Here is a 21002-nt window from a genome sequence, read left to right as displayed (position 1 = left end):
CCTCACCGCAGAAGATGTTGCTTGCCTAGGGTGACGGTGTGAACACTGTCTATTAAGGTATTGATATCCAGGGGTTTTTTGTGGTACATCGCCGCTCCGAGATGCGAGCATGTTTCAAAGTCCAGGTCCGATCCATGTCCGCTGAGCATGATCACGGGGAGGCCTGGCCACTGCTTGCGAATGCGTCGTAATACCTCCACGCCGCTAATCCCTGGCATGCGCAGGTCGAGCACGACTACATCGGGTGGCTCCTCGGCGATCATGTCCAGTCCGCTTTGGCCGTCAAGCGCCGCTCTGGCCGTGAATCCGCGCATCTCAAGCCGCTCTTGCAGCGTGGTCACGAAAGCCTCTTCGTCATCGATAAGCAAAATGCTGGGTTCGTCCATGTATTCCTACCGCAATTGTGGTCTCAAGGCTGAACGGGAAAAAAGAGCCGTAGCCGACTGCCGTCCCACTCCGCGCGTCCCGGCTCAAGCATCGCTCCCAGCGCGGCGACTCCGTCCCGGTCGGGAGTCACACTTTCGGGAGGGCAAATGGTCAGAACATGAAAGTCTGTTCCGCCTTCAAGGTCGACACGCAAGATCCCTTCCTTCGTGCCCGTGCCCACCGCCCATTGCAGCGCTTTGTAGCCGCTCATGAGTACCTGCAGTGCGCCCATGGAAACAGGCAGGGCGTTGGACGGGACTGACAGGTTCAGGGCCACGCCTTTCAAGCGTACGTAACGATCGGCGAGCTGGGCCAGAATTTTCGCGAAGGCGGTCAAATCGCAGCATTCGAGTAGATCCGCATCCGGCGTATGGGCGAGCCGGCTGGTGGCGTCCAGCAGCCCCTTGCCCCGGTCGACCTGGAAGGTGATGTTCTCAAGGGTGCGCTCCATGTTGGGTTTGTGCTTGAAGTCGACCCTGGAGTTGACCTTGAGAATATCGCCCATGAGTCCCGCCGACTCGCGGATGATGGCCAGAATATTTTGCATTTCGTGCATGTTCTGCGCCGTGACAGCACCCATGAAGCGTGCTTCTTTTGGGATTTCAAGCATTTGGAGATCCTTCGGGTAAATTTATGGCCTCGTCGATGGTTCGGATCAATTCTTCAAGATCGAGGGGTTTGGTCAGATAGGCGAAGGCGCCGTGGCGCATGCCCTCGATGCCGTCGCGCGTCTTGCCCTGCCCGGTGAGCAGGATGACCTTGACCTTCGGATGTTCACCCTTGACCTTCTGCAGTACCTCGATGCCTTTCATTCCCGGCATCATGACGTCCAGCACGATCACCTGCGGCACATTGTCGGCCACGGCTTTGAGGGCCGATTCTCCGTCATGGACAACGCGGGGGTTGACGCCCCTGAGTTCCAGTCGTTCGGCCAGGGTGATGATGAAATCGACTTCATCGTCTACCAAAAGGATGTTCCATGTTTTCATATCCATGATTAACCTTCCACAGGGTGTTTGGGCAGCAGGATGGTCATGGTGGTGCCCTCGTTCAGCTTGCTCTGGACCTTGATCTCTCCGCCCAGGCGTTTGACGATACCGTAGGTGATGGACATGCCAAGCCCGGTGCCTTTTTCTTTCTTGGTAGTGAAAAACGGTTCGAACATGTTTTTGGCCGTCTCGTCGGACATGCCGCAGCCGTTGTCCTCGATGGAAATGGCGACATAGTGATCATCCACGTTCCAGCTGGACAGCAGAATCCTTCCGCCGTCGGGCACGGCCGCCAGGGCGTTGTTCAGAATGTTCAGAAAGACCTGCTGAATCTGGCCGTGGTCGGTGGCGATGTTCGGCAAGTTCTTTGAGAGTTCGCGCTTGAGTTCGATATTGCGGTATTGGGCCTCGCGTTCAAGAAAACCCAAGGTCTCTTCAAGCACGGCGTTCAGGTCCAGAATCTCGATCTTGACGTCCATGCGCTTGGCAAAGCTGAGCATGCGGTGGGTAATGCCCCGACAGCGATCCACGGATCTGAGGATGGACTCGATTTGTCTGGAAAATTTTTCCTTGTCCGGAAAGTCGGGCCGCAGATCCATGATGTCGCGCATGAGTCCGGCCTTTTCGTTGATGATGGCCAGGGGATTGTTGATTTCATGGGCGACTCCGGCGGCCAGACGGCCGATGGAGGACAGCTTCTGCGAATGCTCCATCTGGTGAATGGCGCCCAATCGCTGCTCATCGCTTTCCTGCAGCCGGTTGATGAGCACGCTGGTCAGGCGGTATACGGCCATGAAGATGGAGATGACCCCGAATACAAAGATGACAAGCAGGTCGAGGCGTACCGTGTACCAGGTGCTGAAGAACGTCGGCTTGAGCTTGACGGCCACGAGCACGAAGTCCGAGTCGGCGATGAAGGCCGATGCGATGTAGATGTCGTTTTGATCGGGATCGCGGATGCCCTGCACGTTGGATTCGAAATTCGTGGGCGGCAGGCTGAAGGGCAACATGTCCAGCACCTTTCCGTAGCGCCTGGACTCGGTTTGCAGGACGCCTCTGCGGTTGACCAGGAAGGCGTCGCTACCCGGTTCCAGACCCATGGCCGAAATGATGCGGTCGAAATGCATGGTGTCGAGGGTGGCCCGCAGAATCCATGACTGACCGCTCTCGGTGGTGTGCCGAACGGCGATGACGACATGCGGGAACTTGCGAAAACCCAGGAACACGTCACTTATGTAGGTGCCCTTGAACTGGACCTGATGGAACCAGTCCTGGGAAGTGTAGTTGCGGTCCTTGAGATCGTAGGGGCCGGCGTAGCTGAGCTGGTTGCCGGCGGCATCGATGAGTCCGAGATCGACAAAACCGGTGAATTCCCGGCGCATGACCTGGAAGATGCGCTGCAGATTGGCATCGTTGGAAAGCTCGTCGAAGGAGTAGGCCGATGCGATGAAACTTACCGCCGAGGTCCTTTCGGCCAGGAAGAGTTCAAACGAGTGCTTGGCCTTGCCCACCAGCGCTCGCAGCGGGGCCTGGATTTCGGCCGACATGGAGCTCTGGTGCTCGTAATAATTGATTGCAGCCAGCGAAAGCAGCGGCAACAGGGTGACCAGGGCCATGAGCGAGACTATCTTGCGCCGCAACAGCTTGTAGCGGTCGGGAGAATTGATCTCCGTGGCCAGATCGGCCTTGATGGCTTCCATGGGGCCGGACAGGATTTTTTTCATGTCGTTTCCGTTGCCCGGTCATAGAGGATGTCTCCGGCTTTGAGTGTTCCTTCCGTCAGGCGGGAGGCAACGCGTTCCACCGGACCCATGACCGAGTCGATGACGTCGATGCGCTTCCAGCGCAGATAGTGGTAATACTCGTCCTCAATGCCTCCGCAGACGATGGTGCCGATGTCCCGCGAAAGGGCCAGATCGCAAAGTTCGTCTCCGGAAGCGTAAGCCAGAAGAAAGGACTTGCGCAAGACGATTTCTCCGCCTTCGGAAATGGTCAGCAGCAGCGCTTCGGTGGTCAGATCGAAGCGGGGGGCGATTTCGTCCTTGGCGACGGTGATCAGCACGCGACGTTCCATTGCTATCGCTCCTCCGTGTTCTTGCGACCGGCCTTGCGGCTTTTCTCCACCGGCCGGACAGGCGCTTCGGTTTCGGCGCCGTCCGTCAAATGCATGGGAAGATGCTCGGTCAGGATGGTGTCGCCATTGCAGACCATGGCGGCAAATTCCATGATGTTCTTCAGTTCACGAACGTTGCCCGGGAAATCGTGGGCATATACATGGCGCTGGGCTCTTGGGCTTATGGCGGTGATGTCCTTTTTGAAACGCGTCGCATAATGGCCCATGAAATGATGCAGCAGAAAACTCAGGTCCTCTCCGCGATCCTTGAGCCTCGGCAGGTGCAGGCGGATGGCTGCAATGCGATGGAAAAGATCCTCCCGCAGACGTCCTTCCTGCACCAGTTTCTCCGGTGTCTCGGCTGTGGAAGCCATGAGCCGGGCGTTGGCCCGCATGGGTTTTTCCGCGCCGACAGGCACGATGGTGCCTTCGTCCAGAAATCTGACCAGGCTGCTTTGCTGCGCAAGTGGCAGATCCGCTATCTCCGACAGGTAGAGGGTTCCTCCCTGAGCCTGCTGGAACCGGCCAGGCTTGAGCTTTCCGTCTGGTCCCTGCATGCGTCCGAACAATTCGGCATCGAGCAGTTCTGAGGGCATGGGGCCGCAACTGAATCGCACGAAGGGTTCGCGAGATCTGGGCGAAGCCTTGTGGACCGATTCGGCCAGAAGATCCTTGCCTGTGCCGGTCTCGCCCGTGATCAGCACGGCAGTGTCGTGCTGGGCGATGACAGGCACGAGGCCGAGAATCTTTTTCATGGCCGGACTGCGCCCCACAATCTGGCCATGGTCCGCCACCTGGGACAGGCGTGCTTCGATTTCCCGCAAGGCCGTCAGCTCTTCCACCACATCCAGCACGCAGATCGGACGGTTGTTTCCATCCAGAACGCGTACCGGAGTGATGCGGACGGGAATCTTGCGATGGTGCCGGTTGATGCAATCGGTCTCGATCCCGACACCCGGAACCGCTTCGCTCCCGTGTGGACAGTCCTGCAGGCAGGCCCGGCTGCGCAGGACGTGCCGGCAAGGCAGTCCGCGCACTTCTTCCCGGCTGTAACCGGTCAGGGCTTCGAGGGCCTTGTTGAGCATGAGGACATGCCCCTTGTTGTCCAGAAGGACCACCCCAACGGGCAGCCCATCCAGCAGGGATGGCAGGTCCGGGCAATCGGTGCCGATCAGGTCTTCAATCCGTTTGAGCACGAGCCTCTCCTTTAGTGCGCGCCGCCTCCGACGATTCCGGATGCTGCGAAGCAAAGGACCAGAACTTCAAGAAGCGCGATAATGGCGAACACGAAGTCCTTTTTCTTGAAGTAGGTGAGGGTGACCGGGATGTAGGCCACGATGGTCAGGCCCCCCAGGAGCGCGATTCCAAGGAAGTTCAGGAAATCGCCATTGGACAGAAGCGTTGTCCAGCCCCAGCCGGTGGGGACGTTGTTGTCTGCGAGATACTGGCCAACGGGCAATCCCCAGTACTTGATAACGTTATCCATGGACACGTAGGGGTCCATGATGCCGGAGACGTAGAGCACGTATGTTACAAGCATGAGCGCGAGGCCGCCCCAGCATCCGTAGAAGAGGATGTTTGCGTATGCTATCTGTTCGGCAGGCGCGTTGGTATCGGGTTTATTCATGTCTTTTCTCCTTGATTCTGGAATATGTTAGAAGCCCAGGCCCTTGGCCAATGCCTTTCCACCCGCGAAGAGCAGCACGCCGATGACCATGTAGCGGATGAAGGTGGGCTTGGCGATGGCAAGCAGGCGCACGCCGACGAAAGAACCCATCATCAACCCCACGATGGAGGGAATGGCCATGAGCGGAATGACGCAACCCTGGTTCAGATAAACCCAGGCGGCGGAGGTGTCGGTGATGGAGAGGAGAAATTTACTGGTGCCGACGGCGACCTTGAGCGGGGCGCCCATGAGCAGGTTCAGCACGGGAACGTTTGCCCAGCCGGCGCCAAGTCCGAACATGCCGGCCATGATGCCGATGACGATGAAGAGCAGAAGGCCCATGACGGTGCGGTGGGTTTTCCACTCAACGATTTCGCCAGTGGCGGGTTCCATGTAGGCGCCTCTCATCCCAAAGGCCAAACTCAGGGCGTCCTGCTTTTCGACGACGGGACGCGCCGTGTTCTTGGAGAGCAGGAGCAGGATGGCGATACCCATAATGGTGCCGCCCAGGCACATCTGGACGATGTGGTTCGGCAGGGCAAGGCCGAGGAAGGCGCCGACGATGGCGCAACTGGAGGCTATGAGCGCCACCGGAAGAGCCAGGCGCAGGCTGGCCAGGTTGCGTTTGAGCAGACCGGGACCGGCGGCCAGGGCTCCTGCCAGGGCTACGAGCAGACCCGCGCCGCGCACAAAGTCAAGGTGAAAGGGGAAAAATCCGCTGACCAGCGGTACGTAAAGTACACCGCCGCCAACACCGGCAAGAACCGCGATGATGCCAAGCACAAAACAGAAAAACAGCAAGATGGTAGGCCAGGCCCACCAGGGCAGGGTTGAAGATGTGCCCGTGGCTTCCGCCAGCTGTTTGGCTGCTTCATCCGCGAGTTCGGGGTTATTGCTCGCCCAAGCCAAAGTGACCAACAGGAGTGCGCCCATTGCGGCCCCTCCCAGAATTCGCATCCACTTCGTGTTCAGTTTCATTCCTGTTTCGCTCCCGTTTACACGTTTCCTCAAGCATTGATTGATTTAGCACCACGATGCACAACGCATCCGACCCCCTATCTAGGCAAGGAGCATGCCAGTGCGGAAATGCAGGCCAGCCGTATGTTGACGTGTGTGAGCGCAGGGAGTAAACGGCAAAATATTGCCGCAATCGGCAAGTTTGTGCCTTTTTTCTCAAATAATTTCTCGGTTCGGTAGATAATTGTTAAGCAGGCATTCCGATTTTCCGGTGTGTGAAATAAAGGATGAAATCGATGGAATTTCGAGCAGATAATGGAAAAAAAGCCAGAGCCGGAAGGCTTGCTCAGTCTGGCAAGAAATTGCCGAAAGTTCCGGAGGCTTCTTCCGCTGCGGAGATTTTGGAGCTTGGAACCGAAGATGGACTTGGCAAGTTCGTCATCCAGTCCAGAACAATGCGTGATCTCTATCGTCTGGCCACGCAAGTCGCCGGTTCTGATGCAACCATTCTGGTTTATGGCGAATCAGGCACGGGCAAGGAGCTCTTCGCCCGGCTCGTACACCAGCTTTCGGGCCGCAGATCGAAACCGTTCATTCCTGTGAACTGCGGAGTGCTCAAGGGTGAGCTTTTCGCCGACAAGTTTTTCGGGCACGAGGCCGGAGCCTTCACCGGGGCGCAGCGTCAGCGCAAGGGCAGCTTCGAGATGGCCGCCGACGGGACCCTGTTTCTCGATGAAGTGGGCGAGATTCCGCCTCCCAATCAGGTGGATTTTCTGCGCGTCCTGGAGGAAAAGACCTTTCGCCGCCTGGGCGGGGAGAAGACCCAGCCCTTTGACGCCCGCATCGTCGCGGCCACTAACAGGGTGCTGCACAAGATGGTCGTGGCCGGAGAGTTTCGGGCCGACCTGTATTATCGCCTCAACGTCATCCCCGTGACCCTTCCGCCGCTGCGGGAGCGCATCGACGACATTCCGCCCCTGGCCGAATATTTCCTGGCCATGTATCGGCACCGTTACCACAAGCCGGATGTGCGCCTGGCTCCGGCCACCCTTGATACCCTGTGCGGTTATTCCTGGCCGGGCAACGTGCGCGAGCTGCGCAACCTGACGGAGCGGCTGGTCCTGTTGTGCGCCGATCCGCTCATCGAACCCGTCCATCTGCCCCTGGAAATGCGCCTGGCCACTGGATTGCCGGCAACGGAGTGCGGCCAGAGCGTCATGACACTGGAAGCAGCCGTGCGTCAGGCTGAAGTCACGGCCATCATCAGAGGGTGGTCCGAAGCGGGGGGCAGCAAGGCCAGGTTGGCCGAGATCCTCGCCGTAAGCCCCCGCACCCTGCGTTACAAGCTGGCTGAATACGACCTCAAGCTGAACTGATTCCTTTTTCCACGCCTTTTTTCTCGATTCAGAAATACATTATTTTCCAGCTGTTTGAAGATTTTCCATGCCGATGCCGCGGACTTCATGGACTCGGCATGATTTCTTTGCGGCAAAATTTTGCCGCATGGCGCGAAGTGATCTTTTAAAGGAACTGAATGGGCAGTCTGCAGCAGCGCTTCATGTCTCCATCCCTTGATGAGATGTTCTGCGTCACGCAGGTGGAGCAGGGCCCCTCGGCCTCCCAAGATCCTGGAAAGCCTGCCTTGCGGGCGCTGCGGCGAGAAGATCATGGACTCGCGTACACGCCGTTTTGCCGGGTAGACATGGTGCATCGCAGTATTATGTGGCCGCGCCGTTCGCGGCTGTGCCGAGTGTTGGTCTGGAGCTCCAGACCGACTCGCCGATCATGAAAAAGCCCCGGTTCCTGCATTGCGAGGAGCCGGGGCTTTTTACATGGAGCGCCTTGTCTACTTGGAGCCCCAGATCTCGTGATGGATCAATTCCGGCCGGAAACGGTTTACGGCCTCGAAGATTCCGTCCGGCCAGCCCACCGGGATCAGCGAGAAGGGGATGATGTTTTCGGGGATGCCGAGGAGTTTTCGAAAGCCGTCCATGCGGTCCTTTTCCGGGAAGATTCCGACCCAGACCGTGCCGAGTCCGAGGTCCCGGGCGGCCAGGAGGATGTTCTGGGTGGCCGCGCTTGCGTCCTGATCCCAGAAGGTTGGCCATTTCTTGCCGTCCGGATCTCCGCAGACCACAATGGCGGCGGGGGCCTGCAGGACCATCTTGCTATAGGGATGGAAGCTTGGGATGGTGTCGAGTTTGGCCCTGTCCCTTATGACGATGAAGTGCCAGGGCTGCTGGTTTCCGGCCGAAGGCGCGCTCATGGCGGCCTTGATGACGACGTTGAGCATCTCGTCCGAGACGGGCTTGTCGAGGTATTTGCGAATGCTGCGGCGGGTGTGGATGGCGTCCAGGAGTTCCATCATGTTTCTCCTTGCTCTCATGTTGCAGGGTATTCCCAATCAAGGCTACAGTTCTCACTGTAAATCCCGAATCCCATGATGCCAAGTGGAAATGGCCGAAAACGCGAAGGAGGACGACATGCAGAGTTTGCGCAAGGAGAAGTTGCCTGAATTTTTGGAAGTGCTGGGACTGACGGAGGTGCCCATGGTCCTGTGCTGGACCGACGACGAACCCGAAGGCTCCGCCCCCGATCCGGGACAGCCGCCCACGCGGGAGCGCGAGGAGCGCGGGGAGGTCAACTGGCAGGAGGTCTTCGGCAATTTCTCCTGTGTCATGGGGCATATCTGGCGTGCGCGGCGCAAGCAGAAGGCATCGTATTTCTCGGCCGAACGCTACGGCTGCCCCGGCGGGAGCTTCTTTCTGGGCTTCCACAAGCCCCAGTCGCGCGCCATCATCGGCTACGTGTCCTCGGGCATCCCTGGGTGGAGCGAGGGGGAACGTTATTGTGAGTCTCCTGAGGCCCTTGAGAGGATTTTTGACATCATCGATCCCGTGCCGGCGAAGGCGAAATACTGCGTGGTCAAGCCGGTGACCATGCTGGAGGCCGGGGACGAGCCGGAGGTCGTCATGTTCTTTGCCCGCCCCGAATCCCTGTGCGGCCTGCACCAGCTGGCCTGCTTCGTGACCAACGATCCCGAGGTGGTTGCTTCACCCTGGGCCGCAGCCTGCGGCGGCATCGTCACCTGGCCCCGCACGTATCTTGAACATGGCCTAAACAGGGCCGTGATTGGCGGTTGGGACCCTTCGGCCAGGAAATTTCTGAAGACCGACGAGTTGTCCTTCACCGTGCCATGGGGGATGTTCTGCGATATGCTCGAAAGATATCCGGATTCTTTTCTGAAGATGCATACCTGGGAGACGACGCGGAAAAAGATCGTCCGCAGCCGCAAGGCCTGGGGGGAGGAAGGAAAGTGAATAGTGATTTGTGAATGCAGGATGAAGACATGGGGTGCCGCACTACGCCTTACGTGGCAGCGCGGCCGCGTTCCGGTTCGGTCCGGGCAGGGCCTGGCTCAGTCAGACAGTCGCCGGCCCTTGCCCGGAACGAACCGGGAAGCTGGTTCTTTGCCGTGGGCGAAATTCCGGGGCCTTCGTGCTTCCCTTCTGGTTTTGTTACATCATTAATTCCGTTCGTCGGTCAGCATCGGCGTAACGGGAACGAGGCGCGGTATTCTTGAACGGATCCTTCACTACTTCAGTTCCTGCATAGCCTTGATCAGCGGGCCCAGGTCCGGGCGCGAGTTGATGTCGTGCACGTCGATGTAGCGGATGATGCCCTGCTTATCGATCAGGAACAGGGAACGCTCGGCCTCGCCCGTTGAACGCAGAATGCCCAGCGCCTCGGCCAAGCTGCCGTGCGGGTAGAAATCCGAGGCTACGGGGAACCACACCCCGCCCATTTCCTGCACCCAGGCGTGGAGGGTGGGCACGTTGTCCACGCTTACGCCGATGAGCTGGGTTTCGGCCTGGTCGAACATGTCCTGCACGATGTTGTAGCCGGGCCATTGTCCGGAGCAGACCGGAGTCCAGGCCGCCGGGACAAAGGACAGGACGACGTTTTTTTTGTCACGGAACTCGGCAAGAGTGATGTTGCGCCCGTCAATGGTCGGCAGAGAGAAGGCGGGCATCGGGTCCCCGACCTTGACTTTGAGCGTGCTGTCCACAGGCTTGAGCGGACCTTTGTCGTAGATCCGCTCTGTCGGGATCGACGCCTCCTGGGCCGGGAGTTGGGTTGGCAGGAAAAGCAGCAGGGCAACGAAGAGCAGGCTGGAGGGCAGGGGACGTGTCATTTTTTGTTTCCTCTATTCGCAAGCCTTCATGGCTTGGTCAAAAAAACTCTCCGCTGATTCCATGCGCCCAAGCAGCGTCTTTACGACACGGATTTCCTTTTTGTCCGGGTTCATGGACAGCACGTAGAAGAACGGGGTTCCGACTTCGCCGATCTCCTTGTTGACCGTGAAGTCCGGGTCGGAAAAGAGAGGGAAGGTGATGGCGTACTTGTCGCGGAAAACCTGCACCTCGAAGTCGGAGTTGCCGATGCCAACTCCGATGAGCTTGACATTTTCGCTCAGGCCCCGGCTTGCGATCAGGGCGTTCAACTCGTTGAGGGCCGGGGCTTCGCGCTGGCAGTGGGGACAGTACATGCTGAAAGCGACAAGAATGACTGTCTTGGCGCTTAGTTCGGAAAGATGCCGCGGCGCGGGGCTTTCGAGCCCCAGATGGGTCAGGTGCTCCTGGCTCAGTTCTCCGCGCAGGAGCAGGTCCGGCATGGAGCTGCCCACGGGCAGGGGGTGTGAGGTCGCGCTGTCCGAGGCCTCTATGGCCAGGGCGTTGCCGGCAAGCAACGAAAATAGAAGGAAAGTGAATACGATTCTGATGGTCATGAAGACTCCTTGAGTCAGGTCTCTATAAATGAAAGTGGCTGCTCTGGGACTGTGGATTGTCGGTCAGTTCATGGAAATTTGTATTAAGAATAGCAAGATGCTGCGTGCGCTGCAAATGACTTTCCAATACTCAGGTTTTTGCACTGGGGGAAAAGTGATGATCCCCGCAAAACGGAGCTCTGCGGGGATCATGTCATTCGGGATGGACAGTGGTCTTGTTTGGTCAAAGAGGCCCGCTTTTGTGTGCTGCGTGCCAGGAAGAGGGGCCTCAAGAAGCACTGTGGCAAGCGGGGTGCCGTCCTGAATTTTACGGGTTCGTTCCGGATGCGTCCCCGGATTTTGATTCGGCGGTGATGTCGATCACTTCCGGTTCGCTGAGTCCTCTTTTGAAATTGGAGATGGCCCGCCCCATGTTGGTGCCGAGAAGCGGGAGATTTTTCGCCCCAAAGACAAAAAGGGCGATGACTAGAATGACAAGCAGTTCCTGAACGCCTATTCCGAACATGAGAGCCTCCGCGAGAGGTGCTGGAAAAATGGTCGCTGACACATCTTGGCCCGGACATTAGCCGGGCCAAGATAGTTTTTTTATAGTTCTTGCGATTATTAAGCAATGCCCCTGGATTGTCTTAAGCCGTGCATTCGTCCACCAGATAGAGGATGTTGCGGTACGGGATGCCTCCGTGCAGGGCCAGGCCGATCTCGCAGGTGCGGCTGGTGGAGTAGCCTTCGGTGCAATCCTGAACCTTGTCGGCCAGGGTCTTGAGGGCCGAGGCGTTCAGCTCCGGCACGGAGAAGCCTTTGTCCCCGGCAAAGCCGCAACAGAAGATGTCTTCCGGTACGACCACATTGACGGCGCACTTTTTGGCCAACTCCAGCAGCTTGCCGTCGAGCCCAAGCTTGCGGGACGTGCAGGTCACATGAAGGGCCACGCGTTTGTCCTTTTTGGTGAAGGACAGCTTGTCCTGCAGGAATTCCAGCACGAACACGCTTGGATCGTACATCTTCAACCTCGGGTCCAGCACCTCCTGCATGCGTTTGAGGCAGGGGCTGGTATCGCACAGCACGGGCAGGGCCCCGTTCTGGCTTGCCGCCAGGAGCGCCTCTTCGAGCTGGGCGCTCTTGACGTCCGCCTGGGCCACGAAGCCTTTGCTCTCGAAGGCCTGCCCGCAGCACAGCGCGTCCATGTTCTCGGGGAAGATCACTTCATATCCGGCCTTGCGCAGCACACTCACCGTGGTCTCGGGCAGGGGACGGACCTTTTCTCCGCGAGACGGCCCCATGTTGCGGGCGATGCAGCTTGGGAAATAGACGACCTTGAGCGGGTTGTCCGCGTTCACCTTCTCGCGTCGGATGCGGCTGATCCCTGCCGGCATCCGCTCGTTCCAGCGCGGGACGCGCTTGCCCGTCATGCGATGCAGGGTCTCGGAAGACACGTCCATGAATCTGGTTCCGGTCACGGCATGCACCGCATCCACGACCTGCAGCACCCCGGACACTGTCCTGGCCACGCCCGCGAAGTGCTCCCCGATCCAGTCGGCGGCCTTTTTCTGCCGTATGGTCGCGCTTTCGGCGCGCAGGGCCTTGGTCATCTTGCCCGTGTCGATGCCCACGGGGCAGCGCGTGCCGCACAGTCCGTCGGTGGCACAGGTCCCGTCGCCCTGGTAGCCATAGGCCTTCAGGAGTTTGGCCAGCTCCGCCTTGTGCTCGGCCTTTCCTTTCAGACGCTGGATTTCACGCCAGGACGTGATGCGCTGGCGCGGGGTCAGGGTTATGTGCTTGGAAGGGCAGATGGGTTCGCAGAAGCCGCATTCGATGCACTTGTCCACCAGTTCATGGGCGGCGGGCAGGGGCTTCAAATCCTTCAGGTGGGCCTTCGGGTCCGGGTTGAGGATGACGCCGGGGTTGAGCAGGGTCAGCGGGTCGAAAATGCGTTTTACGTCCTGCATGAGGCGGTACGCGTCCTGGCCCCACTCCATCTCCACGAAGGGAGCCATGTTGCGGCCCGTGCCGTGCTCGGCCTTGAGGGAGCCGTCATACTTGTCGACGACCATGGTGGCCACGTCGTCCATGAGTTTGCTGTAGCGTTCGATCTCTTTTGGATCGCCGAAATCCTGGGTGAAGACGAAGTGCAGGTTTCCCTCCAGCGCATGGCCGAAGATGATGGCCTCGGAGTAGCCGTATTTGTTGAGCAGCCCCTGCAGTTCGAGGGTCGCGTCGGCCAGGCGTTCGATGGGGAAGGCCACGTCCTCGATGATGACCGTGGTTCCGGTGGCGCGCACCGAGCCAACGGCCGGGAAGAGGCCCTTGCGGATGTTCCAGAGTTTGGCGAACTCCTGGGGCACGGGCGTGAACTCGATGTCGCGGATCATGGAGACTCCGGACAGAGCGGTCTTGATGGTCTCGATCTGGGCGTCAAGCCCGGCCTTGCCCTCGGCCCTGGTCTCGACCAAGAGGGCGGCGGCAGTGTCGCTCAGTTCCTTCAGATAGGGCGGCATGCCGTCCTTGTCCTGCACTGACCTGAGCGCCGGGCGGTCCATGAGTTCCACGGCGGCCACGGGCTGTTTCTTTAAAATGATGGTTGCCTCGCAGGCAGTGCGGATATCCGGGAAAAGCATCAGCGCCGAGGCCTTGTGCGCGTGCTCGGTCACAGTGCGATAGGTGACCTTGGAGATAAATGCCAGGGTCCCCTCGGATCCGACCAGCAGGTGCTTGAGGATATCAAAGGGGTCCTCGAAGTCGACCAGGGCGTTCAGGCTGTAGCCGGTGGTGTTCTTGATCTTGAACTTGTGGCGAATGCGCGCCTCAAGCTCCGGGGCCGCAATGACGCGGCGGCGCAGGTCGGCCAGTCCGTTCACGATTTCCGGATGCTTTTCGCTGAATTTGCGTTTGGACTCGTCGTCTCCCGTGTCCAGGATGGTGCCGTCGACGAGGATGAGGCGCAGTTCTTCAAGGGTCTGATAGCTGTTCTCGGCCACGCCGCAGCACATGCCGCTGGCGTTGTTGGCCAGGATGCCGCCGATTTTGCAGCTGTCGATGGAGGCCGGGTCCGGGCCGATCTTCTTGCCGAAGGGAGCCAGGGTGCGGTTGGCGTGGGCGCCGATGATGCCCGGTTCGAGATCGATGCGGCGGGCCTGGTCGTAGACGCGACAGCCTTGCCAGCCATCTCCGAGGCGGATCAGCACTGAATCCGTCACGGCCTGGCCGGAGAGGCTGGTGCCCGCTGCGCGAAAGGTCACCGGAATGCGGCTCTTGTGTGCAAGACGCAGGATGCGGGCCACCTCGTCCTCGGACTCCACATTGATGACGATTTTCGGAACGAGGCGGTAAAAACTGGCGTCGGTGCCGTAGGCCAGCAGACGCAAGGGGTCGGTGATGATGCGCGCGATGGGGACGAAGGCGGCCACCGCGTTGTGAAAGGCGCGATATTTCGAATCAAGCATGAGCGTCTCCCTGTTTTTGATAAAGAATACTGTTAATGTATTCGAAAGCAGGAATTCTTACAACATTAATCTGTTTTTTGGGCACCAGCATGGCCCTGGTATTCAACAAACCGTTTTGATTCGATTTATCGAGGCAGCGGAGATGTTTTGCGTAAAAGGGGCACACACCTTGCGTGCTCCGGGGTGCAAGTCCATGTCGACATGCCTGGCCGGAGGGCATAACAGCATCTGGTGTTCGGCGCGACGGCGGAATCCGTCTTTTTGCTTGCCTCGGGCGGTCCGGCCTTGGTAGCCGTCTGGCCGGTCCTTTGGCCGGGATGTTTCATTGCATGTCATCATTTCAGGAGTTTTACCCATGAATCTTTCCTGCTTCAAAGCCTACGATATTCGCGGACGGGTTCCGGACGAGCTGGATGAGGCCCTGGCGTATCGCATTGGCCGGGCCTATGCGGCGTTCCTGAATCCCGATCGGGTGGTTGTCGGGCATGATATCCGCCTGTCGAGTCCGTCCATGGCCGCAGCCGTGACACAGGGTCTGCGCGATTCGGGGGTGGATGTTTTCTCCCTGGGCGAGAGCGGAACCGAGGAAGTGTATTTCGCGGTTTTCGATCAGGGCCTGGACGGCGGCATCATGGTCACCGCCAGTCACAATCCCAAGGATTTCACCGGGATGAAGTTTGTACGGGAAGAGTCTCGTCCCATCAGCGGCGACACGGGCCTTTTCGCCATCCGCGACTTGGCGGCGGCCGGGGAATTCAAGGTCGCGCAGCGAAGCGGGCAGCTGCATGAACTGAAAATGCGTCCCCGCTACATCGACCACCTTCTGTCCTATGTGGACCGTGAGGCGCTCCGCCCCCTTTCCATCGTGGTCAATGCCGGAAATGGCGGCGCCGGAAGCATAGTGGACCTGCTTGAGCGCAGGCTGCCCTTCAAGTTTCACAAGCTCTTGCACAAGCCCGACGGCAATTTTCCGGCCGGAGTGCCCAACCCCCTGCTGCCCGAGAACAGGGCCCTCACCGCCCAGGCGGTGATCGACCACAAGGCGGACCTGGGGCTGGCCTGGGACGGGGATTTCGACCGCTGCTTTTTCTTTGACGGCAGCGGACGCTTCATCGAAGGCTACTATCTGGTGGGCCTGCTGGGCGAAGCGTTCGCCCGCAAGTTTCCCGGGGCAGGCATAATCCACGATCCGCGTCTGACCTGGAACACCATCGCCGCCGTCAAGGCAGCCGGGGGCAGGCCCATCATGTCCAAGACCGGACACGCCTTCATCAAGGAGCGCATGCGTCTGGAGGATGCCGTCTACGGCGGGGAGATGAGCGCGCATCATTACTTTCGCGATTTCGCCTACTGCGACTCGGGCATGATCCCGTGGCTGCTGGTGGCGGAGCAGATTTCGCGAACGGGGAAGTCCCTGGCCGAACTGGTGGATCAGGCCATGGCCGCATACCCGGCCAGCGGCGAGATAAATCGCCGGGTAAAGGACGCAGGCGCTGCCATCGCGGCCGTGGAGGAACGGTTTGCAGGGCAGGGGGGGCGTCGTGACGATACCGACGGATTGAGTCTTGAGTTCGAGCAGTGGCGCTTCAACCTGCGCTCTTCCAACACCGAGCCGGTGCTGCGCCTCAACGTGGAGTCTCGCGGAGACAGGGCGCTCATGGAGGAGAGGACGAAGGAGATTCTGGGGATTGTGGACGCTATGGACTGAGTGGACTGGATGGACTGGATGGACCCGGGGGACCTGGGGCGGAAGAGGGCGAGGCCGTGGGGCTTCGCCCTCTTTGCTGGCGCTACTGTGCGAAGACCTTCTTGAGCAGGTCCGTGGTTCTGGCGGCCGGGTTGGTGCGGATGGCAGCCTCTTCTTCGGCCACGTAGTGGAAGATGCCGTCCATCCCCTTTTCCACGACGTAATCCGAGAGGTTGGCCTTGGCGTCGGGCATGAAGGGCAGCGCCTTGTATTGACCCATCATGGCGTCGTAGGCCTGCACCGCACCCGCATCGGCCAGTGTGGCATCGACGATGGGTTTCATTTCCGTGGCAAGGCCCGGGCCCATGGACTTGCGGAAATATTGGGTGGCCGAGTCGTCGGGACCGCTCAGGATTTTCTGGGCGTCCTGAATGGTCATGGCCGAAATGGCATCCACGAAGAGGGCCTTGGCCTTGGGCGTGGCCTGCTCGGCCGCCTGGTTCAGCTTGAGCTCCAGGTCATCGACCAGGCTCGAATACCCAGCGGCCTTGAGGGCTTTTTGCACCGTGGCAAGCTGGCCCGGCAGCGGGATGCGGATGGCCTTGTCCGAATAGAAGCCGCCCGCCTGGCCAAGCTGGGCGACCACATTCTCGGTGCCCACGCGCAGGGCTTCCTTCAGGCCGTCACCCATTTCACCCTGGGACAGGGAGCCTGTCTTGGCCCCGCCCGAGGAGATGAGCCCCAGCCCCTGTTGCAGGAGATTGCTCTGGGCCCACCCGGAAGTGCTGGCAAGAAGCAGCATCAGGGCAAAGACGCAGGCGGTTTTCAGGTTCGGCAGTTGGACACGTATGGACATGGGGCCTCCAGTGTTGATTATTGGATGAAACACTTTAGGTCCGATCGGGGCTTGCGGGCAAGGGAAAAATGGACGGCGCGCGATGCCTGAGGCGCAATGCGTCAGCTCGTTTCGTCGAGCAGGGTGCCTGTATCGCGCATGAGGAGACGGATCAGGATTTCCTCCAGGGACAGGGTCGGTGTCTGCCTCCTAGCCGCCACGGCCTGGTCCAGCAGGTCGGCTTGCGAGTCGATGGCCGTTGCCTGATAGGTCAGCCCGTCTTCGCGCTGGGCGTAGATTTCTTCCAGGGTGGTCATGTCCCCTATATGGGTGGAGAGCGTGTCCAGTTCGGTTTGCAGGCTGCCGGCAGGGTTGTCTTCCAGGGCCGTGCCCTGAAGGGCGGCAAGACCGGTGGCGTCGAGTTTCTGGAAGGTCACGTTAAAGCCGCCGTTCGCACCCAGGGCGAACGATTGGATGAAGACATTGCCGTCCGAGTCGATCTGGTCGGTGCCCCATCGCGTATCGTCGAGCAGTGAGATTCCGTTGTACTCGGTCGATTCGATGATGCCCGTGATCTTGTCGCGCAGGGCGTTGTACTGCGTGGCGACATCCGCGGAGTATGTCAGATCGCCGTCTTTCACCTGCTGGGCGAGGCTCTGCATTTCCTCAAGGGTGCTTTTGATCGTGCCCACCGCGCTGGCCGCGATGCCGACCATGGAGCCAGCCTCCTGCACATTGCGGCCGGCCTGGCGGATGGCGGCGCTGTCCGAGCGCAGCCTGCCGGTGATGGCCTCGTCGAAGGGGTTGGTCAGGGGCTTGACCGGTTGCTGCCCGAGTATCATCTCGCGCAGGTTGGCGCCTACGGAGGAACCCTGGAAGTAGGCGTTCATCAGCAGGTCCTGCTGCCACATCTGGGTGGCGGTGGAGACAACGAAGAGTTTCTGCAGATCGCTTAAGGCCATGGAAACCTCTTTACAGGTGCTCGTCATCGAAACAGCCGGATTCCGACAGACATTATCAACCAATCGGATGGTTTTCAAAAGTCATTAATAGATGACTTCCTCCAGTGTGAGTCCCCGGGCCGGAGCGGTGGCCGGGGCCTTGCGGCGATCACATCCTTCGAGGATGGCGCGGACGTCTCCGGGGGGCAGTACGCCTCGTCCCGCTTCGACCAGCAGTCCCATGAGGTTGCGGACCATCTGTTTCAAAAAGCCGTCGGCCTGAAAGCTGAAGACCCATTCCGCCGGGTGCTGCCCCTGGGTGCGGAGAATGGGTTCGAGGGTGCGCACGGTGCCTTTGATCTCCGTGCCGGCGTTCTGGAACGCCGCGAAATCGTGGGTCCCGGCAAGCTCTTGCGCAGCCTGGCCCATGGCCTCGAAATCAAGCCCGCGCACGGCCCAGACAAAGGGCGCCCGTTGCGGCAGGATGAAGTGCGGCTCGGTCCAGAGGGTGTAGGCGTAACGCTTGGAGCGGACCGAAAAGCGCGCATGAAAATCTTCCTGAACTTCTGCTGCATCGAGGATGGCGATGTCGTCCGGCAGCATGGAGTTCAGGGCCTGTTGCCAGGGGATGTGCGCCTTGGACTCGGGGACGTCGAAATGGGCCACCTGAGCCAGGGCATGCACGCCCGAGTCCGTGCGCCCGGAGCCGTGAACCCGCACCAGTTCGCCGCAGATGCGGGCCAGTTTGTCCTCGATGGCGCCCTGGATGGTGGCACCTTGAGCCTGGATCTGCCAGCCCTGGTAGCGGGTGCCGACATAGGCCACGGTCAGCCTGATGCGCGGCATTTCTCAGTTCCCGTTCTCGCCGGTCTGCAGCCGGGTCAGGGCCGCTGAGAGCACGGCCGCGCGGTCGGCCCGCACCGAGGACAGGATTTCGCCGGCCTTGCGGCCGCTCATCCCCGCCAGGATTCTGACGGCAATGGGTTCTTCCAAGGTTTGCAGAACCACTGCGGCCTGCTTGGGCTTCATGTTCGAATAGACGTCGATCAGGTGCGCCATCTTCTCGTCCTGGATGCTTGCGGCGGAGTCGATCAGGTTTTGCATCCTGATTTCAAGCTCCCGCAATTTGGTGAGCTTCTCGTCGACCTGCGCTTCCAGCACCTTCAGTTCCGCCTCTTTTTTGGCCAAGGCCTGTTCCCGCGCATTGATGTCCAGGGGCTGGTCTGTCTGCGCTGCGGTCTCGGTGGTGTTATCCTGGGAGGAGGGCGTGGCAGGTTCCTGCGCCAGGGCCTGGCTTGCGGCAATGGCCGGACGGATGGTCACGGGCTGCAGCAAGGGACTCTCGTGAAGGGTGGGCGGAATCCAGAGCAGGCAGATGGCGGCCAGCTTGACGGCCGCGAGGGCGATGATGGCCTGGACCAGCCTAGTAAGGCGTACGCCCGTGGCGGAGGGTGCCTGTCTCGTCGAATTCCTTTTGCTCTTTTCGCTGTTCTTCCTGAACATGTTTTTCTGCCTGTTTGGCCCGGAGTTTCTCCAGGAGTTTGCGGTCCTTGGCTTTTGTCACCAGCTCGAGCCGACGGGTTTCGGCCAGTGTCTGCAGTTCGACAAGTTTCGCCTGTGCCTGTGTTTTGTCAAGTTCCAGACGTTTTCGCCAGCCTGACCAGAGCCACAGCTCCGGCTGGGTCATTTGTTTGATCGCGCTGAGCTCCCGAAGGCAGGCCTCAAGGTCTTTGTGCAGGGCCTCGACTCGCAGGCTCTGTTCCGCGATCTGTTGCCTGGTCAGGCTCAAGGCCAGTTTTGCCTGGTCTTCGAGCTGCCTGCGGTATTCCAGAATCTTTTCGAGTTTGAACAGAAAGGGACGTGCCATGGGTGCATCTTAGCAAAAAGCGTGCACAAAAAAAGCCCGGCCATTGGGGCCGGGCTTGCGTAAACCAATGACCGCTTGTGCTAGGCGGCGCTGGCTGCCTCGATATATCCCTGACGCAGGGATTCGATCAGTTCCTTTACGGAGATGATGGCGTTGACCCTGTAGGCGTTGGCGCCCGCAAAGGCGAAGCCGTGCTTGAGCAGTCCCTTCTTGGCGTTCACCAGCGCGAGCGCGATGCAATAGGGGCTCTTGGTGTAGTCGCAGGAGCTGATGCAGTGGAATGGGCATTTGAAGGGCTTCTTGAGGCCAGCCTTCACATCCTGCAGGAAAGGCCCATCGACTGCCCGTCCGGGCAGGCCCACGGGGCTCTTGATGATCTGGATGTCTTCTTCCGTGGCGTTTACGTAGCTTTCCTTGAATTTGATGTCCGCATCGCATTCGTGAGTGGCCACGAAGCGTGTGCCCATCTGCACGCCCGCCGCGCCCATCTTGAGGTACTTGTGAATGTCCGCGCCGTCCCAGACACCGCCAGCGGCGATGACCGGAATCGGCCGGCCGGCTTTGATCTCGAATTCGCGCACGGCTTCGATGACTTCGGGCACGGTCTTTTCAAGCGAGAACTCGGGGTCGTCGAGCTGTTCGGGCTTGAAGCCGAGATGCCCACCGGCCTTGGGGCCTTCGACCACGAAGGCGTCGGGCAGGTAATCGAACTTGGACAGCCATTTCTTGCAGATGATGCTGGCGGCCCGGGCCGAGGAGATGATGGGTACGAGCTTGGTCTTGGCTCCGTCCTTGATGTAGGAGGGCAGGTCCAGAGGAAGGCCGGCACCGGCGAAGATGACGTCCGCGCCTTCCTTGATGGATGTTTTGACCAGGTCGCTGAAATTGGTCAGGGCGACCATGATGTTCACGCCCAGGATGCCGTCGGTCACTTCGCGGGCCTTGCGCAGCTCGTGGGCCAGCGCGCGGGTGTTCGCTTCGCGGTAATTGCTTCCGATATCGGGCTCGCCCATGCCGATCATGGCGGCGGCGATGACGCCGATGCCGCCTTCCTTGGCCACGGCCGAAGCCAGACCGGAAAGGGAAATGCCAACACCCATGCCGCCCTGGATGATGGGGATTTTTGCAACAAGATCACCGATCTTGAGTTGTGGGAAGTCCATTGTGTTCTCCTGTATGGATTGCGCCGTGTGGTCGGTGAGAAGTGAGAGCTTGAGTGACCACTTAATAAGGGCGTTTGTGGCGCTGCTAACTCAAAAAAAAAGGGGGGTCAATGAAGGCCCTTCGGACTG

Annotated in this window: 22 protein-coding genes; 3 read left to right on the top strand and 19 right to left on the bottom strand. The window is 59.7% G+C overall.

What is annotated here, in order from left to right:
* Positions 1-2 precede the first annotated feature (2 nt).
* The 8 genes from CVU60_05055 to CVU60_05020 are packed head-to-tail and all read right to left on the bottom strand — an operon-like array spanning position 3 to position 6172.
* The gene (locus CVU60_05055; GenBank protein ID PKN42726.1) at positions 3-386 is read right to left on the bottom strand and encodes a response regulator; all 384 of its coding nucleotides are present in this window, start codon (positions 384-386) and stop codon (positions 3-5) included.
* A 23-nt stretch (positions 387-409) separates the two neighbouring features.
* Positions 410-1036, bottom strand: coding sequence for a hypothetical protein (locus tag CVU60_05050; GenBank protein ID PKN42725.1), 627 nt, complete (start codon positions 1034-1036; stop codon positions 410-412).
* The gene (locus tag CVU60_05045; GenBank protein PKN42724.1) at positions 1029-1421 is read right to left on the bottom strand and encodes a response regulator; all 393 of its coding nucleotides are present in this window, start codon (positions 1419-1421) and stop codon (positions 1029-1031) included. The genes CVU60_05050 and CVU60_05045 overlap by 8 nt, the downstream gene beginning before the upstream one ends.
* Before the next feature lie 2 nt (positions 1422-1423).
* Positions 1424-3139 carry a two-component sensor histidine kinase gene (locus tag CVU60_05040; protein PKN42723.1) on the bottom strand — a complete coding sequence of 572 codons (1716 nt, stop codon included), beginning with the start codon at positions 3137-3139 and terminating at the stop codon, positions 1424-1426.
* Complete coding sequence (locus CVU60_05035; protein ID PKN42722.1) at positions 3136-3489, bottom strand: dinitrogenase iron-molybdenum cofactor biosynthesis protein; 354 nt, start codon at positions 3487-3489, stop codon at positions 3136-3138. The genes CVU60_05040 and CVU60_05035 overlap by 4 nt, the downstream gene beginning before the upstream one ends.
* A gap of 2 nt (positions 3490-3491) precedes the next feature.
* Entirely contained in the window at positions 3492-4778 is a 1287-nt protein-coding gene (locus CVU60_05030; GenBank protein ID PKN42721.1) for a Fis family transcriptional regulator, read from the bottom strand.
* The gene (locus tag CVU60_05025; GenBank protein ID PKN42720.1) at positions 4736-5155 is read right to left on the bottom strand and encodes a DUF1634 domain-containing protein; all 420 of its coding nucleotides are present in this window, start codon (positions 5153-5155) and stop codon (positions 4736-4738) included. Before CVU60_05025 ends, CVU60_05030 begins: the two co-directional genes overlap by 43 nt.
* A gap of 27 nt (positions 5156-5182) precedes the next feature.
* Positions 5183-6172, bottom strand: a complete 990-nt coding sequence (locus CVU60_05020) for a hypothetical protein (GenBank protein ID PKN42719.1) — start codon at positions 6170-6172, stop codon at positions 5183-5185.
* Positions 6173-6447: 275 nt separating this feature from the next.
* Here CVU60_05020 and CVU60_05015 point away from each other — a divergent pair, with 275 nt between their 5' ends.
* A complete protein-coding gene (locus CVU60_05015) occupies positions 6448-7527 on the top strand; it encodes a sigma-54-dependent Fis family transcriptional regulator (GenBank protein ID PKN42718.1) in 1080 nt (359 codons plus the stop codon).
* Positions 7528-7997: 470 nt separating this feature from the next.
* Here CVU60_05015 and CVU60_05010 read toward each other — a convergent pair whose 3' ends face one another.
* Positions 7998-8516 (bottom strand): nitroreductase family protein, encoded by a 519-nt coding sequence (locus tag CVU60_05010; GenBank protein PKN42826.1) that lies wholly within the window; start codon positions 8514-8516, stop codon positions 7998-8000.
* A 118-nt stretch (positions 8517-8634) separates the two neighbouring features.
* Between CVU60_05010 and CVU60_05005 the strand changes: the two genes are divergently transcribed.
* Positions 8635-9471, top strand: a complete 837-nt coding sequence (locus CVU60_05005) for a hypothetical protein (GenBank protein ID PKN42825.1) — start codon at positions 8635-8637, stop codon at positions 9469-9471.
* 275 nt (positions 9472-9746) lie between these two features.
* Here the strand turns inward: CVU60_05005 and CVU60_05000 are convergent, their stop codons facing one another.
* From CVU60_05000 to CVU60_04985, 4 genes are all read right to left on the bottom strand, one after another.
* Positions 9747-10346 carry a peroxiredoxin gene (locus tag CVU60_05000; protein PKN42717.1) on the bottom strand — a complete coding sequence of 200 codons (600 nt, stop codon included), beginning with the start codon at positions 10344-10346 and terminating at the stop codon, positions 9747-9749.
* Positions 10347-10358: 12 nt separating this feature from the next.
* Entirely contained in the window at positions 10359-10940 is a 582-nt protein-coding gene (locus tag CVU60_04995) for a TlpA family protein disulfide reductase (protein PKN42716.1), read from the bottom strand.
* A 307-nt stretch (positions 10941-11247) separates the two neighbouring features.
* A complete protein-coding gene (locus tag CVU60_04990) occupies positions 11248-11445 on the bottom strand; it encodes a twin-arginine translocase TatA/TatE family subunit (GenBank protein ID PKN42715.1) in 198 nt (65 codons plus the stop codon).
* A gap of 121 nt (positions 11446-11566) precedes the next feature.
* Positions 11567-14380 carry a 4Fe-4S ferredoxin gene (locus CVU60_04985; protein PKN42714.1) on the bottom strand — a complete coding sequence of 938 codons (2814 nt, stop codon included), beginning with the start codon at positions 14378-14380 and terminating at the stop codon, positions 11567-11569.
* A 355-nt stretch (positions 14381-14735) separates the two neighbouring features.
* On the opposite strand from CVU60_04985, the gene CVU60_04980 reads away from it, so the two are divergent.
* Positions 14736-16088: a phosphomannomutase gene (locus CVU60_04980; GenBank protein ID PKN42713.1), complete on the top strand. Its 1353-nt coding sequence runs from the start codon at positions 14736-14738 to the stop codon at positions 16086-16088.
* An 82-nt stretch (positions 16089-16170) separates the two neighbouring features.
* Here CVU60_04980 and CVU60_04975 read toward each other — a convergent pair whose 3' ends face one another.
* From CVU60_04975 to CVU60_04950, 6 genes are all read right to left on the bottom strand, one after another.
* Positions 16171-16905: a DUF4197 domain-containing protein gene (locus tag CVU60_04975; GenBank protein ID PKN42824.1), complete on the bottom strand. Its 735-nt coding sequence runs from the start codon at positions 16903-16905 to the stop codon at positions 16171-16173.
* A 119-nt stretch (positions 16906-17024) separates the two neighbouring features.
* A complete protein-coding gene (locus CVU60_04970; GenBank protein ID PKN42712.1) occupies positions 17025-17864 on the bottom strand; it encodes a hypothetical protein in 840 nt (279 codons plus the stop codon).
* Positions 17865-17948: 84 nt separating this feature from the next.
* The gene (locus tag CVU60_04965) at positions 17949-18689 is read right to left on the bottom strand and encodes a tRNA pseudouridine(38-40) synthase TruA (GenBank protein ID PKN42711.1); all 741 of its coding nucleotides are present in this window, start codon (positions 18687-18689) and stop codon (positions 17949-17951) included.
* A gap of 3 nt (positions 18690-18692) precedes the next feature.
* Complete coding sequence (locus CVU60_04960) at positions 18693-19178, bottom strand: hypothetical protein (GenBank protein ID PKN42710.1); 486 nt, start codon at positions 19176-19178, stop codon at positions 18693-18695.
* Positions 19179-19266: 88 nt separating this feature from the next.
* Complete coding sequence (gene fliJ / locus CVU60_04955) at positions 19267-19710, bottom strand: flagellar export protein FliJ (GenBank protein ID PKN42709.1); 444 nt, start codon at positions 19708-19710, stop codon at positions 19267-19269.
* A gap of 80 nt (positions 19711-19790) precedes the next feature.
* Entirely contained in the window at positions 19791-20873 is a 1083-nt protein-coding gene (locus CVU60_04950; protein PKN42708.1) for a nitronate monooxygenase, read from the bottom strand.
* Positions 20874-21002 lie beyond the last annotated feature (129 nt).

It is taken from the genome of Deltaproteobacteria bacterium HGW-Deltaproteobacteria-18 (assembly GCA_002841885.1).
Classification (GTDB): Bacteria; Desulfobacterota; Desulfovibrionia; order Desulfovibrionales; family Desulfomicrobiaceae; genus Desulfomicrobium.
This window is presented reverse-complemented; position numbering and strand designations above follow the sequence as displayed.

What these genes read in the sequence shown, in the direction of transcription:
- CVU60_05010 (PKN42826.1), bottom strand. Translation starts at nt 8,516, where the DNA reads ATGGAACTCCTGGACGCCATCCACACCCGCCGCAGCATTCGCAAATAC.
- CVU60_04995 (PKN42716.1), bottom strand. Translation starts at nt 10,940, where the DNA reads ATGACCATCAGAATCGTATTCACTTTCCTTCTATTTTCGTTGCTTGCC.
- CVU60_04965 (PKN42711.1), bottom strand. Translation starts at nt 18,689, where the DNA reads ATGCCGCGCATCAGGCTGACCGTGGCCTATGTCGGCACCCGCTACCAG.
- CVU60_05000 (PKN42717.1), bottom strand. Translation starts at nt 10,346, where the DNA reads ATGACACGTCCCCTGCCCTCCAGCCTGCTCTTCGTTGCCCTGCTGCTT.
- CVU60_05005 (PKN42825.1), top strand. Translation starts at nt 8,635, where the DNA reads ATGCAGAGTTTGCGCAAGGAGAAGTTGCCTGAATTTTTGGAAGTGCTG.
- CVU60_05055 (PKN42726.1), bottom strand. Translation starts at nt 386, where the DNA reads ATGGACGAACCCAGCATTTTGCTTATCGATGACGAAGAGGCTTTCGTG.
- CVU60_05035 (PKN42722.1), bottom strand. Translation starts at nt 3,489, where the DNA reads ATGGAACGTCGCGTGCTGATCACCGTCGCCAAGGACGAAATCGCCCCC.
- CVU60_05040 (PKN42723.1), bottom strand. Translation starts at nt 3,139, where the DNA reads ATGAAAAAAATCCTGTCCGGCCCCATGGAAGCCATCAAGGCCGATCTG.
- CVU60_05020 (PKN42719.1), bottom strand. Translation starts at nt 6,172, where the DNA reads ATGAAACTGAACACGAAGTGGATGCGAATTCTGGGAGGGGCCGCAATG.
- CVU60_05025 (PKN42720.1), bottom strand. Translation starts at nt 5,155, where the DNA reads ATGAATAAACCCGATACCAACGCGCCTGCCGAACAGATAGCATACGCA.
- CVU60_04970 (PKN42712.1), bottom strand. Translation starts at nt 17,864, where the DNA reads ATGGCCTTAAGCGATCTGCAGAAACTCTTCGTTGTCTCCACCGCCACC.
- CVU60_04990 (PKN42715.1), bottom strand. Translation starts at nt 11,445, where the DNA reads ATGTTCGGAATAGGCGTTCAGGAACTGCTTGTCATTCTAGTCATCGCC.
- fliJ (PKN42709.1), bottom strand. Translation starts at nt 19,710, where the DNA reads ATGGCACGTCCCTTTCTGTTCAAACTCGAAAAGATTCTGGAATACCGC.
- CVU60_05050 (PKN42725.1), bottom strand. Translation starts at nt 1,036, where the DNA reads ATGCTTGAAATCCCAAAAGAAGCACGCTTCATGGGTGCTGTCACGGCG.
- CVU60_05045 (PKN42724.1), bottom strand. Translation starts at nt 1,421, where the DNA reads ATGGATATGAAAACATGGAACATCCTTTTGGTAGACGATGAAGTCGAT.
- CVU60_04980 (PKN42713.1), top strand. Translation starts at nt 14,736, where the DNA reads ATGAATCTTTCCTGCTTCAAAGCCTACGATATTCGCGGACGGGTTCCG.
- CVU60_04950 (PKN42708.1), bottom strand. Translation starts at nt 20,873, where the DNA reads ATGGACTTCCCACAACTCAAGATCGGTGATCTTGTTGCAAAAATCCCC.
- CVU60_04985 (PKN42714.1), bottom strand. Translation starts at nt 14,380, where the DNA reads ATGCTTGATTCGAAATATCGCGCCTTTCACAACGCGGTGGCCGCCTTC.
- CVU60_05015 (PKN42718.1), top strand. Translation starts at nt 6,448, where the DNA reads ATGGAATTTCGAGCAGATAATGGAAAAAAAGCCAGAGCCGGAAGGCTT.